Source organism: Neobacillus sp. OS1-32 (genome assembly GCF_030915425.1).
Taxonomy (GTDB): Bacteria; Bacillota; Bacilli; order Bacillales; family Cytobacillaceae; genus Neobacillus; species Neobacillus paridis.
The window spans coordinates 488,038-503,412 of sequence record NZ_CP133263.1 but is presented as its reverse complement, the minus strand read 5'-3'; the positions used below and the strand labels follow the sequence as shown (position 1 = coordinate 503,412).

Below are 15,375 nucleotides of genomic sequence, written 5' to 3'. Positions count from 1 at the left end.
TTTTTACAGAGATTGGATACCAAAAATTATCGACAAATTTAAAAACAGGCCTTTCAATGAAAACCTGCTCTATTTCGATATCATTTCATCCTATTTAGCCCCAAAAATGACACTTACTACTATTATGGAAATGACAATTCCAACGACATCGGCCAATAGTCCCACCTTTAAGGCGTCACCCATTTTTTTAATCCCGACGGCCCCGAAATAAACGGTTAATACGTAAAAGGTCGTATCCGTACTCCCCTGTAAGATCGAAGCAAGTCGGCCGATAAAAGAGTCTGGTCCATGGTTAGCAATCAAATCACTTGTCATACCGAGAGCGGCTGTTCCCGAGATCGGTCTAATAAATAATAGCGGTACAATTTCCACTGGGACTCCGATTGCTTTCATCAACGGGCGGAGGAGATTTGTTAATGCCTCTAGGGCGCCGGATGCCCGAAAAATGGATATTGCAACAAGCATTCCTACTAAAAATGGAATGATTTGTACGGCAATTTTGATCCCCTCTTTTCCGCCCTCTACAAAACTTTCATATGTGGGTACTTGTTTAAATGTGCCATAGAGCAGGATAAAACCGATTAATAGTGGTATAAATGTGATGGAGATCGTCGAAAGCGACATGTATCATCTTCCTTTTCGGCTTCTTCGATAATAGAAATAGCGATCAATGAGAATGGCCCCAATTGCCGATAAAACAGTCGTAATGATCGTCGGTACGACAATTTCAGTGGGTGATGCAGAATGATAGTTGATTCTAATGGCAATGACCGTTGTCGGGATAAGTGTTATGCTGGCAGTATTCATCGCCAAAAAAGTAACCATTGACCTGGAGGCTGAATTTTTGCCGTCATTTAACTTTTTTAATTCTTCCATTGCTTTGATACCGAGCGGTGTTGCAGCATTTCCCAGGCCAAACATATTTGAAATCATATTTGACAGCATATACCCCATTGCAGGATGATTTTCCGGAACCTCAGGAAAGATCTTTTTAACGAGCGGACGGAACAGTCTCGATAATTTCTCAAGCAAACCTGATTCTTGGGCAATTCGCATCATTCCCAGCCAAAAGACAAGCACACTAATCAACCCAATACAAATGGTCACCGCTTCTTTGGCACCGTCAAACACCGCCTTGTTGACCTCATCCATTGTTCCATTTACCAGCGCGAAAATAATGCCAATAATCGTCATTCCAACCCAAATATAATTAACCATGTAGCTTCACACCCATAATCGAAAGAAATATTTCCTTCATAAAATCAAAGAAACCTTTCTTTTTTGCGGTTTCATTTTGATAAAAAATGGGTGTTTCCTCAACTGCTCTTCCATCTAAATAAACAACTGCTTTTCCGGCAACATGCTCTTGATGTTTCGAAAGCCACTTTTTTTCGGGCTTGTTCAATTTGTATTTGACGCTAAATAAGCCCATTTCCTCTTTCGTTGCCGGGTAGAGAATTGATTTTTTAATATATAATTGATCGTTTTTATAATATTTATTTTTTCCAATCGCGATTTTCCCTTTTGATATAACCTCAGCCATATCATAATTTATAAAACCCGTCTCATACATGGATATATGGTCATTCCAATCGTCGGGAGCATTTAAGGTGACGGCGATGAGATCCATATCTCCTTTTGTTGCTGTTGTAACGAGCGTTCTCTTGGCCCGTTTAGTAAAACCGGTTTTCCCGCCAGTGCAATATTTATATTTTGTCAGCAGGCGATTTTTGTTCGTCCATTTGTAATCCCAAGCCTCATTTGGATTTGGTGCACGGTGCACCTTTGTCCCAAAGATCTTCTGAAAAGTTTTGTTTTGCATAGCATAACGGGTTAAGAGTGCCATATCATAAGCAGTGGAATAATGGTTTTCATGATCATCAAGTCCATGTGGATTAGCAAAATGGGTGCTGACCATACCGATCTCCTTGGCTTTTTGATTCATTAAATAAACAAACCCGTCAACACTGCCACCGATATATTCGGCAATGGCCACAGCTGTATCGTTCCCCGACCGGAGGATTAATCCATAGACTAAATCCTCAAGCTTTATTTTTTGTCCGGGTTTTAAATAAACGGATGAACCTTCTGTCCGGACTGCTTTTTCACTCACCGTCACAGTTTTATCCAGCTTGCCGGATTCTATCGCAAGAATCGCGGTCATTATTTTCGTTATACTGGCGATTCTTCTTTTCGTATAGGCTTCTTTCTCTAAAAGGATACGTCCCGATTTCTGTTCCATTAAAACAGCGCTTGCTGCACTTACCCCCAATGATGCATCAACCTTATGAGGAATATTGACAATGAATATAGTAAACATAAGTGAAAGAAACATGAGCCTTCTTATTATTTTCATTGGTATACCTCGTCCTTCTCATTATTTATTAAATTTTATGCGGGACAAGGTGTGATATGACAAAAACTCTGCTGCTTGGCTTTTTCAATAAGGGGGCGTCGATATAAGCAGTTAAATTTTTTACCTCCCCTTAAACGTCTGATACCTTTTCTATCCAAAAGGCCAGTTGATATCGGCTGCTTTTTCAAATCTCATTTCAACATCATGCCAATTGACGATATTCCACCAATTATCCACGTAATCGGATCGTTTATTCTTATATTGGAGATAGTAGGCGTGCTCCCATACATCAAGAACAAGCAGCGGTATTGTATCCCATTGCGTCATGAGCATGTGACCTTCCGTTTGTAATAGCTCCAAATGTTTAGCTCTTGGCGACCAAATGAGCAATGCCCAGCCGACACCTTCCACCTGTTTTGCCGTTTCTGAAAAATGTTTTTTAAAGGCCTTGACACTGCCAAAATAATTTTCTATCTCCATTTTTAGCAACCCCTGGGGGGCGCCGCCGCCATTTGGACTCATATTTCTCCAAAAAATGGAATGGAGATAATGGCCCGATCCGTGAAAACTAAGCTCACGTGACCAGTGTTTAATCATGGTATAATCATTAGACTCTCTCGCCTTTTTCATTTCGAGCTCGGCGTGATTTAACCCCTCCACATACGTACGATGATGCTGGTCATGGTGAAGCCTCATAATCTCTTTTGAAATATAGGGTTCCAGAGCATCATAAGGATATGGAAGATCGGGCAGTGTATGTCCACCCGGCGGCAAGCTTTTTTCCGTCACCATTATGGTTCCCACCATATTTTCCTGTTTTCGGTTAAAGTAAGACTCCATTTCCTCGTGAATATGTTCTGCCTTAGCCTGTAACTGCAGCAATTCTTCATCGGATAAATCACGGTTGGTATGCTCTATCAAATCAGCAAATTGATCAAGCTTTTCCCATAATTCAGAATCTTGCCTTACCTGATTAGACTCGAGAAACTGCCTCATTTGACCATTCCATTTAAATAGTTCACTGACATATTGGCTAAAATGGTCCATTCGTTGCCACTCTCCCAACAATCTTTTCTAAATGGTATGTATCAACGAATTTATTAAGACCCAAAAAAACAAACAGACTGCCCTCTTAAAAGGACAGTCCTGGAAATGAACGGTAATTTATTTTACTTGTGGCTGCATCATAAATTCTATTGGAGAACGCAGCTCATACCCTTGCTTTTGGTGAAGCGATGTAAAAATCTCTTTTATTTTTTCAAAATTAATATCCTGAAAATAAGCAGCAAATTCCTGTTTTGAATTGATATAGAGACGTTTCCGTTCTCTTAACCCGGGATTTTTCAGGAAACAAACCAGGGCAACAATGTCTTTAAACTTTACTTCGAAGCCGTCATGGACAAAAACGGGATCTGCTTCAAACGGAGTAAATTCAGGGAATAAATCATCAAAATAACGTACGTATAGAACATGTAGCGTTTTTTCAACCCCATCGTCGATATAGGTCAGTTCGCTTCTGTTAAAAAAGTCCTCGGAGGTATTTGATTTTGCCTTCTCCAATTCATACCCTTTGCATTCTTTAATTAGCAACGTAATCCGCTCCTTACTCAATTGCGCAATATCAAAAACATACCACTATTTTACCATAAATCAAGCATCAATTTGCGGCTTATGACTGGATGGTTTCTTGAAATTTCTCAAAAAATAAATCGGCTTCCTCTTGAATATATTCATCTTCCACCTTATCTGGAAGTGCCGGAAGCTCCTCCAGGCTTTTTAATCCAAAATAATCAAGGAATTCCTTCGTCGTCCCATAAAGAATGGCCCTTCCAGTCCCTTCTGCACGGCCGACCTCTTTGATTAATGCTTTTGCCATAAGCGTATGTAACGGCCTTTCCGACTTTACTCCACGAATTTCTTCAATTTCCGCCCGAGTAATCGGCTGCTTATAGGCAATAATCGCCAAGGTTTCCAGCGCTGCCTGCGACAGAGTTGAGGTATTGGGGGAATCCACGAGTTTTTTTAAATAATCGGCGTTTTCTTTCTTAGTGGCCAACTGATACGTTCCAGCCAGCTGAACGATGATAATCCCCCGATTTTCGTTTGCAGCATACTCTTGCCTGAGGTCCTCAATAACATCATTTGCCTCCAGCTCGTCTATTTCTAAAACCTCAGCTATTTGTTTTAACGTTAACCCCTCATCCCCGGCAGCAAATAACAAGCTCTCAAGTATGCTTGTCCAGTTAATAATGGTCAACCGAATCAGCTCCTTTCTTAGCAGCTTCGACAAAAATCTCACCAAAATTCTCGTCCTGCCAGGCATCAATTTCGTTCCTTTTCATCAGCTCTAAAATAGCCAAAAAGGTGACAACAATATGGTCTTTTGTTGGTTGTGGAAATAATTCATTAAAGTTCATCCGCCCATTAATTTCTTTTAAATCAGCCAATATTTCTGTCATTCTTGCTTCAATTGAGACTTCCTGACGGGCTATTTTCGTCGCCAATGGACGCTGAAGTTTCTTTCGGCGTAACAATTTTTGAAAAGCAGCTAACATGTCATAAAGCGAAACTTGTAATTCTGCCTTGGGGGGCTCAATATCTTTCACAAAATCAGACATATCACTCGGCGGCTTTGAGTACATTAACCCACGTTCCTCTTCCATTGATTTCAAGCCCTGGGCTGCTTCTTTAAATTTGCGATATTCAATTAGGCGCTCGACCAGCTCATCCCTTGGGTCTTCTTCAAAGGCCATTTCCTGATCTTCGTCATAAAGATCCTCATCATGCTTTGGCAACAGCATTTTACTTTTAATTGCCAAAAGGGTAGCAGCCATGACAAGAAACTCACTGGCTACATCCAGTTTTAACTCCTTCATTGTATGTATATATAATAAATATTGCTCTGTAATCTGCGCGACCGGAATATCGTAAATATCAATTTCCAGCCGGTTAATTAAATGGAGCAGTAAATCCAATGGACCTTCAAATACGTCGATCTTTACCTGATAAGGCATTACTTTTCACCAAAATTCCTGAAATTAATTTATTACCGCTGTTGAATGGTAATCAATCAGCATCATTCATGACACAAAATGGATATAATCTGACTTTTGGAAAAAAGGAAGAATTTCTTTCACTCCGCTTTTTCAAAAATAACTATTCTTAGTATAGGGATTTTGTCAGTTTATCTCAATAGTAAATCATTTCATCATTAATGCATTTAAGGCAGTGATGACATTCGCCCATAACAATGGACAAATACCCTTCATATGATATTAGAGAAAACACGCCGCTTGGCGTCCTCTCTAGGTATTGGCTTGGTTTTGATGGCTATTTTAGAATTTACAACAGCCATTCTACCCTAGAGGAGGAAAAAATTTTAGGAGGTTTTAGATATGGCTGATGGCGTAGGCGTTGGCGGTTTCGGAGCCGGATTTGCGTTAATCGTAGTATTGTTTATTTTGTTAATTATCGTTGGTGCGGCTTGGGTATGGTAAATGGAAACTGAGGTATGCCCATAAACAGAGATTAAATAGCCTTCATATCGCCGATAAAAAAGGACCCGGATCTTCGGGTCTTTTATTCATGTTTTTATACAGTTTCCAGCATCTTGATATGGTAAAATGGAGTTATAAGGAATGGGGGGACTCCATTGTATCCAACAGCATACATTGACTATTTAATTCATTTTCATGGTGATCGAGATTATTTTGAATGCCACGAAATTTTGGAGGATTATTGGAAACAGTCCGATCCGGGGAACAAGGATTCCATTTGGGTTGGTCTCATTTTAATGGCTGTATCCGCATATCACCACCGCAGAGAAAATTTCGCCGGTGCCAAACGAACACTGGAAAAAGCAATTAAAATATTTGAAACACAGGCTGATTCTTTAGTGAAACTTGGCATTGACAGTGGGGAGTTGATAAATGTTTTAAACGAGCGTCTTCTGGCCATTGAAGCAAACCATCTCTATACCAGCTTTTCACTGCCGATCATTGATTCGGCGTTAATGGAGGAATGCCTCAAAATTTGTCAACAGCGTGGATTAGAATGGGGAAAAGCAAGTGATGTAACGAATGATGATCTAATTCACCGCCATAAGTTACGGGACAGAACGAGTGTGATTGAAGAAAGAAACCGAATGCTATTAGCAAAAAAGGGCAACTTATAAAAGTTGCCTTTTTGTTTATTCAGCAGATATCACATTTTTCGATAAATCCAGCAGTCTCGTCATTTGGGATTATTTCCTTTTCAGGATACATTTCCTTAAGCGCCTTCACCATTCTTTTTCCCACTCCTTGGAATCGATGGGAGGGGTTAACGGAAATATGTTGGATTTCAATTGCATTCCGCTCAGAATGAAAAACAACACCAAGGAGCCCGATAATATCTTCCTCTTTCCATAAAAACAGCTGCCTTGTGTCTTCTGTCTCATATTCCTTCATTGTTTGCTGGAGTTTCTTTAAGTCCTTCTCATTCGGCATAAATGACATTAAACCCATGGCAATTTTTTCGAATGTTTTTTTATAACGAATTAACATTTAGATCCCTCATTAAATAAAATAAACCAATCTAGTTATTTGGTTTAACAATAGTATATTTTTCCCAAAAGAATCAAATAATAAACCATTTATTTATCATATGTACGTAAGATGATAATGTTTCAAGCATACACCGTAAATCGAAGTCTAAAAGTGCGAAAAAATATCTATTATTTCGGTACAATAAACATCCAATAGATTGCCCCCCATATCAAAGAAATGGCAATAAGAATGCCAAATAAGGCCCAATTACTTTTTTTCATGGAAAACTATCCTCCAAAACAAGTATACCGTATCCGAAGTTGTTACTGGCTACATTCTACAACAAATATCAAAAATAATCCATTTTCCAGAAAAAATTAAAAACTATTAATTTTTATATGAAACTCCAAATTTGTTTTTTTCGTTAATTATATTAGAATCGGATATATTATAAACATAACAAACAAGGAGAGAATTTCGATGAAAAAACGATTAATACTGCTGCTATGTCTGGTTTTGTGTCTTTTTCCGATACATAGTCTTGCTGATATGGCCGAAGGTGATATGATTGTCACTTTAGGCGAAAATTTATCAGAGACGCAAAAAAACAGCTTGTTAGAGGAAATGGGGGCACCAAAAGATGTTCAAATCGTCACTGTGTCCAATCAGGAGGAACATCAATATCTGGGGAAATATATTGCCAAGTCTTTCATTGGGACAAGGGCCATTTCATCTTCAGCCATCACAATTGCCTCTAAGGGATCTGGCATAACGGTGAAAACCAAAAATATTAATTGGGTTACCGATGAAATGTATGTTAACGCCCTTATAACCGCAGGTGTCAAAGATGCAAACATCTATGTAACGGCTCCCATTTCTGTATCTGGAACTGCTGCCCTTACCGGGATTATCAAAGCTTATGAAATTTCCGCCGATAAAACAATCCCGGAAGATGTGAAGCAGGCAGCAAACCAGGAAATGGTTGAAACTGCAAAGCTTGGGGATTCGATTGGTAATGAGAACGCCACCGCCCTTATCGCCAAAGTTAAAGAGGAAATCGCCAAAAAGAAACCAAAAAACGACGAGGAATTGCGAAATATTATCGAACAAGCTGCTAAAGACTTAAATGTTACTTTAACAGATCAGCAAATGCAACGATTGATTAACTTATTCAACAAATTAAAAAACCTTGATATTAACTGGAATCAAGTTAGCGATCAGCTCAATAAAGCAAAGGACCGAATCTCTAAATACCTTCAATCAGACGAGGGGCAAGGGTTTCTTGAAAAAATCAAACAATTCTTCAGCTGGTTAATTGATACAATTAAGTCCTTCTTCTCCTAAAACGCATAAAGAGCCGCCGGGAAGCCGGCAGCTCTTATTTTAATGGCAGATCGTGCTTGATTAAATCTTCATAGGTTTCCCTTTCTACAACGAGAGTGGCGTTTCCATTTTCCACAAACACAACTGCCGGCCGGGGGATCCGATTATAGTTGTTCGCCATCGAATAGCCATAGGCCCCGGTACAAAAAACAGCTAAAATATCATCCTCTTCCGCCCTTGGTAAAGGCAGATCCCAAATTAACATATCACCTGATTCACAGCATTTCCCGGCAATTGAAACCGTTTCAGTGTTTTGTGCTAATGGTTTATTGGCTAAGACCGCTTCATATTTTGCCTGGTATAAGGCAGGACGAATATTATCGCTCATCCCGCCGTCGACCGCCAGATATTTTCTTACGTTCGGAACATCCTTGGAGGAGCCAATTTTATACAAAGTCATTCCTGCATCCCCCACAAGCGAACGGCCAGGTTCGATCCAGATCTCCGGCATTTCAAGGGAGTATTGTTCAATTAGATGTTTGACTTCCTTGATAATCGCACTGACATATTGGGATGGCGGAATCGGTTCATCCTCTTTCGTATAGCGAATTCCAAAGCCTCCGCCTAAATTTAATACCTTTGCTTCAAAGGCGACCTTTGCTTTCCACTCCGCCAGCTTCTCCACAATTTTTCTGGCCGCCAGCAAAAAGCCGGTTGTTTCAAATATTTGTGAACCAATATGGCAGTGAAGACCAAGGACATCGAAAGATTCAAATGCCATTACAGCAGCAAGTGCTTTTTCCGCTTGACCGTTTTGTAGGTCAAAGCCAAACTTTGAGTCTTCCTGCCCGGTTAAAATGTAATCATGTGTATGTGCTTCAATTCCGGGCGTGACTCGTAACAGAACATTTACTTTGGCTGACTTTTCTAGGCAAATGGTTTTTAACAGCTCTATTTCGTAAAAGTTGTCAATGACAATACAGCCTATTTGGTTAGCTAATGCCATTTCCAATTCTTCTCTGCTTTTATTATTACCATGAAAATGAATCCTTTCCGCGGGGAAGCCGGCAGCCAAGGCCGTATACAATTCACCGCCGGATACTACATCCAAAGATAAACCTTCCTCCTCTGCAAGCTGCACCATTGCCACCGTCGAAAATGCTTTACTGGCATAGGCTACTTGAGCTTTTACATTTTGTTCCGCAAACGCTTGTTTAAATCCGGAAGCTCTTTCTCTAATTAAGGAAACATCATATACATACAGAGGGGTGCCAAAATTTTTTGCTAACTCAAGGCTGTCAACACCGCCTATTTCCAAATGTCCTTGTTTATTTACTCCAGTTGTTCCGTAAAAATACATTTTCTTCCCTCTCTCCGTAATGACTCACTACAGTCTATGTAGACAAACCTATTAAATAATAAACAAATAGACAGAATCCGCAAAAGATACTGCCTATTTTTATGCTTAGTTCTTTATTTAATTAAAATTACTTTAGCATAACTGCAGCTATTCTGCAATTTTTTCTTTAAAAATTTACCCTTCAGGGGGCTGCCTGAACCGATTTCTTGGGTGAACGATACTTGGCCTCAATGCAGACCCAGGGATCGCCTGGCGGAAAATAATCTGCATAAATCCTCTAGGCTCAAATGGCAGAAACGGCCATAAATATGGCGTATTCAGCGCCCTCATATTAGCTAGGAAAATAAACCATAAGGTACAACCGATGACAAACCCCGGCAGATGGAAAAAGGCTACGGCTAACATCAATAGCATCCTGGCAATTTTATTGGCAACACTTAATTCATAACTTGGCGTGGTAAAGGTTCCAATCCCGGCAACCGCTACGTAAAGAATAACCTCTGGGACAAATAGTCCAACACTGATGGCAATTTGCCCGATTAGCACAGCTGCAATCAAGCCCATCGCGGTTGAAAGCGGTGTCGGTGTATGTATGGCAGCGATCCGTAAAAATTCTATCCCAAAATCAGCCATAAATAGCTGAACAACAATGGGAATATTTGTTTGTTTGTTAGGCCCGATAAAGGAAAGTTTTTCCGGCAGTAACGATGGCTCCAGGACAAATAAAAGCCAGAGCGGTAACAGAAATATCGAGGTAAATACCCCTAAAAAACGCGTCCAGCGGACAAAGGTCCCCATGGCCGGCGCTTCGCGAAATTCCTCGGCATGTTGAACATGATGAAAAAAAGTAGTTGGAGTAATAATCACACTCGGCGAGGTGTCGCAAAAAATCACTACATGGCCCTCCAATATATGGGCCGCTGCGACATCCGCTCTTTCCGTATATCGCACAATTGGATAGGGATTGGCCCCCTGTCTCACAATAAACTCCTCAAGAGTTTTATCGGCCATCGGGATTCCATCAATATCAATCGCCTTTAGCTCTTGTCTTAAAATATTTAATAAATCAGGGTCAGCAACATCCTCTATGTATGCAAGAGCCACATCGGTTATAGACCGTCTGCCGACTTTATGCATTTCAAAGCGAAGCCGTTCATCACGGATTCTTCTTCTGACTAATGCCGTATTTATCACGATATTTTCGACAAAACCGTCGCGGGCGCCCCGGACAACTTTTTCGGTATCAGGTTCCATTGGCATCCGGCCGGGATAATTTCTTACATCAATGATAAATGCCGTGTCCGCCCCATCCACTACGACCCCAATAAGGCCGGATAAAACCTCAGTAACTAATTGATCCAATTCCTGGGTTTTTTCCACCGATTGATTGGCCAGCCTATTTTCAACAAGTGTAAATATGTCGGAAGATAGTTTTTCACGGTTATTAATTCCAAGTAACTCTCTTATTAGTTGAATAATATACATCGTGTCCGTTAAACCATTGATATAATAAATGTGGACATCGCATCTTAATATTTTCAATTTGCGGACACCAATGTCAAAACTTACCCCCAGTCCTACCCGCTGTTTCATATAATGTTCAATTTCATTCACTGATTTCGGAATTGGCCATTTTTCCACCTGCTTTTGTGTCAAAAAAACCACTCCTTTCAAAAATTTAATTTATCTCTAAAAAGTAGTTAATGATGAACAAAGTATAGCCATTGAAAGATGGAACCAAATATTTTACCTAATACAATGGCCATGATTAAAATCACAATCTCTCCGTCTAAACGAATTCTTTTTGCAAGAATCGGAAATACATTTAAGGCTTCTGTAAGACCGGCTGCTAACATTCCGATAAAGACTCCACCGGTAATCCCCAGGGGAATTAACAGGTAAGGAGACTGGTTCAGCGATGGGTCTCTTAAGCTTGCGAACACTCCTGTAAGCGCCCCGATGACAACGGCCCACTCATAGGATTGGATCATTTTCATCGTTTTCGTTAGTTGAGTCAATCGAGGAATAATGCCCAGTACAGTTAGAAAGGCAACAAAACCGGCACCAACAGATAATCCACTTGCAACCCCTAAAAAAATGGTAAGGATTATTTTAATCGTCATGTATCCGTTTCATACTCTCTTTATTTTCATGCAGGATGACGTAATTATCCAAATCCATCTGATAATTAAACATTTCGACTTCAAGCGGGCTCGGTTCATCGTTAATCCGCTTCTTAAAGACATGGTTAAAAAATAAAATCATCCCAAGGCCAAGCCCAATCGAATAGGGAATTTGAAACAATAGTGGTTTTGTTTCCTGCCTGCCGGTAATAATGGTATAAATCTTTTCCTGAACACTCCGCATATTGACATCATCATGAAAATTCATCAGCGTTAACGCCGAACCAAAAAATAATAGGAACCATATTAAAAGAAAAAAAGGAATCGAGACTCCTTTTTGCTTGGACACTACTTCAATAATGGTTTGGGCAGGGCCGATTGTCTGAACTTCTATGTCCCCAAATTGGCTGGTTATCAGCTGGATCACCTTCATAATATCAATCACAACAATGTTACCGTCGTTTTCTGTTAATTGATGAATGATCATTTGTTGAAGCTTTATAAGCTTGCTTTCATCAGCAATGATTTGCGCAGCGTCCTTTAAATAAATCGTCTGGCGGGGACAAGATTGAACGCGGTGTCGCATGCGAATGTAGATGGTTTGTTCCAAAATCTCACTTCCCACACAGCAAAATTCTGATAACAGTAGTATGTGTAAAAAATGGTTTTTTATAAAAAAATGTTAAGTACTTTGTAAAATGAAAGACCGTATGGAGTCTACACATCCATACGGTCTTTCATTTGCTGCAATATCTTTTTTTCCAGCCTTGATACTTGAACCTGAGAAATTCCCAGCCTTCCGGCAACTTCTGATTGTGTCTGATCCTTATAATACCTTAGATAGACAATCAGCCGTTCCCGTTCATTTAGCTCACGGATGGCTTCCTTTAAAGCAATTTGATCAAACCACTTTCCTTCATTACCATCATCGATTTGGTCCAATAATGTGATCGGATCACCATCATTTTCATAAACGGTTTCATGAATGGATGACGGGGACCTGCTTGCTTCTTGGGCAAGGATGACATCCTCCAAAGGAAGGTCAAGATGCTCAGAGATTTCATTAACAGTGGGAACTCTGCCCAGCGTTTTCGACAGTTCATCCTTCGCTTTACGGATTTTATTCCCCATTTCCTTCAGTGACCGGCTGACCTTGACGGTTCCATCATCACGAATAAATCGCTGGATTTCTCCAATAATCATTGGAACGGCATAGGTAGAAAACTTTACATCATAGGATAGGTCAAACTTATCAACTGATTTTAATAACCCGATACAGCCAATTTGAAACAAGTCATCGGGGTCGTATCCCCTATTTAGAAACCGTTGGACCACCGACCAAACAAGCCGCATATTTTTTTCCACAAGAAGATCTCTTGCTTCCTGGTCACCTGTCTGGCTTCTTTTTATAAGTTCCTTGACTTCATGATCCTTTAAATATGTCTGATTTTTATTGTTTTTGACCTCCACATCCATTGGCAAGTCTCCTTAATTGCAAAGCATTTTGCGAGATTGTAAATGCTTTCGTAGTCTAACCTCGGTTCCGCTGCCTGGCTTAGTTAAAACCTCAACCTCATCCATAAAATTTTCCATGATCGTAAAACCCATGCCGGAACGTTCCAATTCCGGCTTTGTTGTAAATAATGGCTGGCGGGCTTCATCGACATCTGTAATTCCGACGCCAGTATCTTTAATGGTCATCTCAATGAAATTGTCGTCAATTGTCACAGTAATATAAACAATACCTTCCGGGTCATTTTCATATCCATGAATAATGGCATTGGTTACAGCTTCGGACACAACGGTTTTTATCTCGGTAAGCTCATCCATCGTTGGGTCTAATTGGGCAATAAAAGCAGCTACTGTAACACGGGCAAAGGATTCATTTTGACTTAAGGCACTGAACTGCAGGCTCATCTCATTCTTCATTCAGGCCACCCCCAATTTTTGTAACGCAAATTCTTCTGTCGGCTCCATTTTAATGATCTTGAACAGACCCGACATATCGAATAATCGTTGAATCGCAGGGGTAATGGCACAAACAACCATTTCACCGTGCAGCTGTTTAATTTGCTTATATCTGCCTAAAATAACGCCTAAACCTGAACTGTCCATAAAAGTAAGCTGTTCAAGATTCAAGACAATATGACGGATTGCTTTTTCCTCAATAACAGCTGTAACTTTTTCACGAAGTTCATCTGCCGTATGATGATCTAATTCGCCGTTAAGACGGATGCATAAAACATCCTGTTTGATTTTGAATTCAATCGTAAGACTCACTATCCTGGTCCTCCTTTTTCTGATCTAGTGAGTCAATTCGATTTTTAGGTTTTATTTTCCTTCTCAAATACAAAACTAGTCGATTTTCGCTAAAAGAAGTCCGGATGCTTCGGCTTTCGACACTGCTGAAAAAGTTTTATTTACCAGCTTTCGTAAACATTCCAAACGAACGCTTATAAAGTGTCCACCAGCTGGCACTCTTTACGGTATTCTTGGCTACTAGCGGGCTTTCTAGCACCACTTCTCCATTTCTGATGAGCTTAATGGTTCCCACCTTGTCACCTTTTCGAATTGGGGCCTTTAAATTTTTCTGTAACAAGACCTTCTGCTTAACATCTGCCGTTTTTTCACCTTTTTTCGTCAATAAAGATAAAGACTCACTGGTTACCGCCGCAACTGTCTTATCTTGACCTTTACTAACCTTAGCCAGGCCTATTGTTTGATTACGCTTATACATCGGATGTGTTTGGTATTGACTATAGGCATAGTCGAGCATTTTGCTCACCTGGGCATTGCGCTCCTTAGATGTTGGAGCGCCGAACACAACAGCAATCACCCGCATTCCGTCTTTTTGAGCAGTTGCCGTCAGACAATATTTGGCCTCTGCGGTAAAACCAGTTTTTAAGCCATCCACTCCGGGATAAAAACGAACTAATTTATTGGTATTAACGAGCCAAAATTTTTTGTCGGTATTTTCTCTTAAATACCCTTCATACATCCCGGTAAATTTTGTAATGTCTTCGTATTTTAGCAGTTCTTTTGCCATGATCGCCATGTCATAGGCTGAGCTGTAATGACCGCTTTCCGGCAGTCCAGTTGTGTTTTTAAAGAAAGTATGCTTTAATCCCAGTTCCTTTGCTTTGGCATTCATCATGTCAACAAATGCTTCCTCAGTACCGGCAATCCTTTCCGCCATCGCTACGGAAGCATCATTTCCCGAGGCAATCGCAATCCCTTTCAACATGTCTTTTACCGTCATTTCTTCACCAGGCTCCAGGAAAATTTGTGATCCACCCATTGAAGCAGCATATTCACTTGCACGAATTTTTTCGTTCCAGGAAAGTTTTCCTTTATCAATGGCCTCCATGATTAACAGCATGGTCATGATTTTTGTCATACTGGCAGGCGGCAGTTCTTCTTTACTATTTTTCTCGAAGAGGACTTTCCCAGTATCCCGCTCTAATAAAATTGCGGATCTAACGTTGGCGATCATTTCAGTACTCTTCTTTTCTTCAGCAGCGAAAGCAGAAGAAATTGGTAAACTGATAAGCAAAACTAATATTGCTGTGATAGAAAACAGTCGTTTCATCCAGATAACCCTCCATTCTTTATAGCCAACATTTTTTCCAAAATTAATTACTTTATACAGTCATTTCCAGTAATTAAATAAAAAAATAGGTGTTAGGG

Annotated in this window: 19 protein-coding genes; 3 read left to right on the top strand and 16 right to left on the bottom strand. The window is 40.1% G+C overall.

Going from position 1 to position 15,375, the window contains the following annotated elements; all coding sequences use genetic code 11:
* Window positions 1-90: 90 nt before the first annotated feature.
* The 7 genes from RCG24_RS02615 to RCG24_RS02585 form a co-directional block, all read right to left on the bottom strand.
* Window positions 91-624 carry a spore maturation protein gene (locus RCG24_RS02615; RefSeq protein WP_202655347.1) on the bottom strand — a complete coding sequence of 178 codons (534 nt, stop codon included), beginning with the start codon at window positions 622-624 and terminating at the stop codon, window positions 91-93.
* 3 nt (window positions 625-627) lie between these two features.
* Complete coding sequence (locus tag RCG24_RS02610; protein ID WP_308078258.1) at window positions 628-1,218, bottom strand: nucleoside recognition domain-containing protein; 591 nt, start codon at window positions 1,216-1,218, stop codon at window positions 628-630.
* Window positions 1,211-2,356 carry a D-alanyl-D-alanine carboxypeptidase family protein gene (locus RCG24_RS02605; RefSeq protein ID WP_308078257.1) on the bottom strand — a complete coding sequence of 382 codons (1,146 nt, stop codon included), beginning with the start codon at window positions 2,354-2,356 and terminating at the stop codon, window positions 1,211-1,213. Before RCG24_RS02605 ends, RCG24_RS02610 begins: the two co-directional genes overlap by 8 nt.
* A 150-nt stretch (window positions 2,357-2,506) precedes the next feature.
* Window positions 2,507-3,403, bottom strand: a complete 897-nt coding sequence (locus tag RCG24_RS02600) for a superoxide dismutase (protein WP_308078256.1) — start codon at window positions 3,401-3,403, stop codon at window positions 2,507-2,509.
* Between the two features lie 117 nt (window positions 3,404-3,520).
* Window positions 3,521-3,946: a hypothetical protein gene (locus RCG24_RS02595; RefSeq protein WP_308078255.1), complete on the bottom strand. Its 426-nt coding sequence runs from the start codon at window positions 3,944-3,946 to the stop codon at window positions 3,521-3,523.
* Window positions 3,947-4,025: 79 nt separating this feature from the next.
* The gene (scpB, locus tag RCG24_RS02590) at window positions 4,026-4,613 is read right to left on the bottom strand and encodes an SMC-Scp complex subunit ScpB (protein WP_308078254.1); all 588 of its coding nucleotides are present in this window, start codon (window positions 4,611-4,613) and stop codon (window positions 4,026-4,028) included.
* The gene (locus tag RCG24_RS02585; RefSeq protein WP_308078253.1) at window positions 4,600-5,370 is read right to left on the bottom strand and encodes a segregation/condensation protein A; all 771 of its coding nucleotides are present in this window, start codon (window positions 5,368-5,370) and stop codon (window positions 4,600-4,602) included. The genes scpB and RCG24_RS02585 overlap by 14 nt, the downstream gene beginning before the upstream one ends.
* Window positions 5,371-5,751: 381 nt before the next feature.
* Here RCG24_RS02585 and RCG24_RS02580 point away from each other — a divergent pair, with 381 nt between their 5' ends.
* The gene (locus RCG24_RS02580) at window positions 5,752-5,853 is read left to right on the top strand and encodes a YjcZ family sporulation protein (RefSeq protein ID WP_202655340.1); all 102 of its coding nucleotides are present in this window, start codon (window positions 5,752-5,754) and stop codon (window positions 5,851-5,853) included.
* Window positions 5,854-6,008: 155 nt separating this feature from the next.
* Window positions 6,009-6,530, top strand: coding sequence for a DUF309 domain-containing protein (locus tag RCG24_RS02575; protein ID WP_308078252.1), 522 nt, complete (start codon window positions 6,009-6,011; stop codon window positions 6,528-6,530).
* Between the two features lie 19 nt (window positions 6,531-6,549).
* On the opposite strand, the gene RCG24_RS02570 is transcribed toward RCG24_RS02575, so the two are convergent.
* Entirely contained in the window at window positions 6,550-6,900 is a 351-nt protein-coding gene (locus RCG24_RS02570) for a GNAT family N-acetyltransferase (RefSeq protein WP_308078251.1), read from the bottom strand.
* A gap of 462 nt (window positions 6,901-7,362) precedes the next feature.
* Here RCG24_RS02570 and RCG24_RS02565 point away from each other — a divergent pair, with 462 nt between their 5' ends.
* Complete coding sequence (locus RCG24_RS02565; RefSeq protein WP_308078250.1) at window positions 7,363-8,226, top strand: DUF1002 domain-containing protein; 864 nt, start codon at window positions 7,363-7,365, stop codon at window positions 8,224-8,226.
* A 34-nt stretch (window positions 8,227-8,260) separates the two neighbouring features.
* Here the strand turns inward: RCG24_RS02565 and lysA are convergent, their stop codons facing one another.
* From lysA to RCG24_RS02525, 8 genes are all read right to left on the bottom strand, one after another.
* Window positions 8,261-9,565, bottom strand: a complete 1,305-nt coding sequence (lysA, locus tag RCG24_RS02560; RefSeq protein ID WP_308078249.1) for a diaminopimelate decarboxylase — start codon at window positions 9,563-9,565, stop codon at window positions 8,261-8,263.
* Between the two features lie 174 nt (window positions 9,566-9,739).
* Entirely contained in the window at window positions 9,740-11,221 is a 1,482-nt protein-coding gene (locus RCG24_RS02555; RefSeq protein WP_308078248.1) for a spore germination protein, read from the bottom strand.
* Between the two features lie 44 nt (window positions 11,222-11,265).
* Window positions 11,266-11,688 carry a stage V sporulation protein AB gene (locus RCG24_RS02550; protein WP_202655334.1) on the bottom strand — a complete coding sequence of 141 codons (423 nt, stop codon included), beginning with the start codon at window positions 11,686-11,688 and terminating at the stop codon, window positions 11,266-11,268.
* Window positions 11,678-12,298 carry a stage V sporulation protein AA gene (locus tag RCG24_RS02545; RefSeq protein ID WP_202655333.1) on the bottom strand — a complete coding sequence of 207 codons (621 nt, stop codon included), beginning with the start codon at window positions 12,296-12,298 and terminating at the stop codon, window positions 11,678-11,680. Before RCG24_RS02545 ends, RCG24_RS02550 begins: the two co-directional genes overlap by 11 nt.
* A gap of 107 nt (window positions 12,299-12,405) precedes the next feature.
* Window positions 12,406-13,164 (bottom strand): RNA polymerase sporulation sigma factor SigF, encoded by a 759-nt coding sequence (gene sigF, locus RCG24_RS02540; RefSeq protein ID WP_308078247.1) that lies wholly within the window; start codon window positions 13,162-13,164, stop codon window positions 12,406-12,408.
* A gap of 12 nt (window positions 13,165-13,176) precedes the next feature.
* The gene (gene spoIIAB, locus RCG24_RS02535; protein ID WP_202655331.1) at window positions 13,177-13,617 is read right to left on the bottom strand and encodes an anti-sigma F factor; all 441 of its coding nucleotides are present in this window, start codon (window positions 13,615-13,617) and stop codon (window positions 13,177-13,179) included.
* Window positions 13,618-13,968, bottom strand: coding sequence for an anti-sigma F factor antagonist (spoIIAA, locus tag RCG24_RS02530; protein WP_202655330.1), 351 nt, complete (start codon window positions 13,966-13,968; stop codon window positions 13,618-13,620). It lies immediately after the preceding gene.
* Window positions 13,969-14,104: 136 nt separating this feature from the next.
* On the bottom strand, window positions 14,105-15,277 hold the full coding sequence (locus RCG24_RS02525; RefSeq protein ID WP_202655329.1) for a D-alanyl-D-alanine carboxypeptidase family protein: 1,173 nt from the start codon (window positions 15,275-15,277) through the stop codon (window positions 14,105-14,107).
* Window positions 15,278-15,375 lie beyond the last annotated feature (98 nt).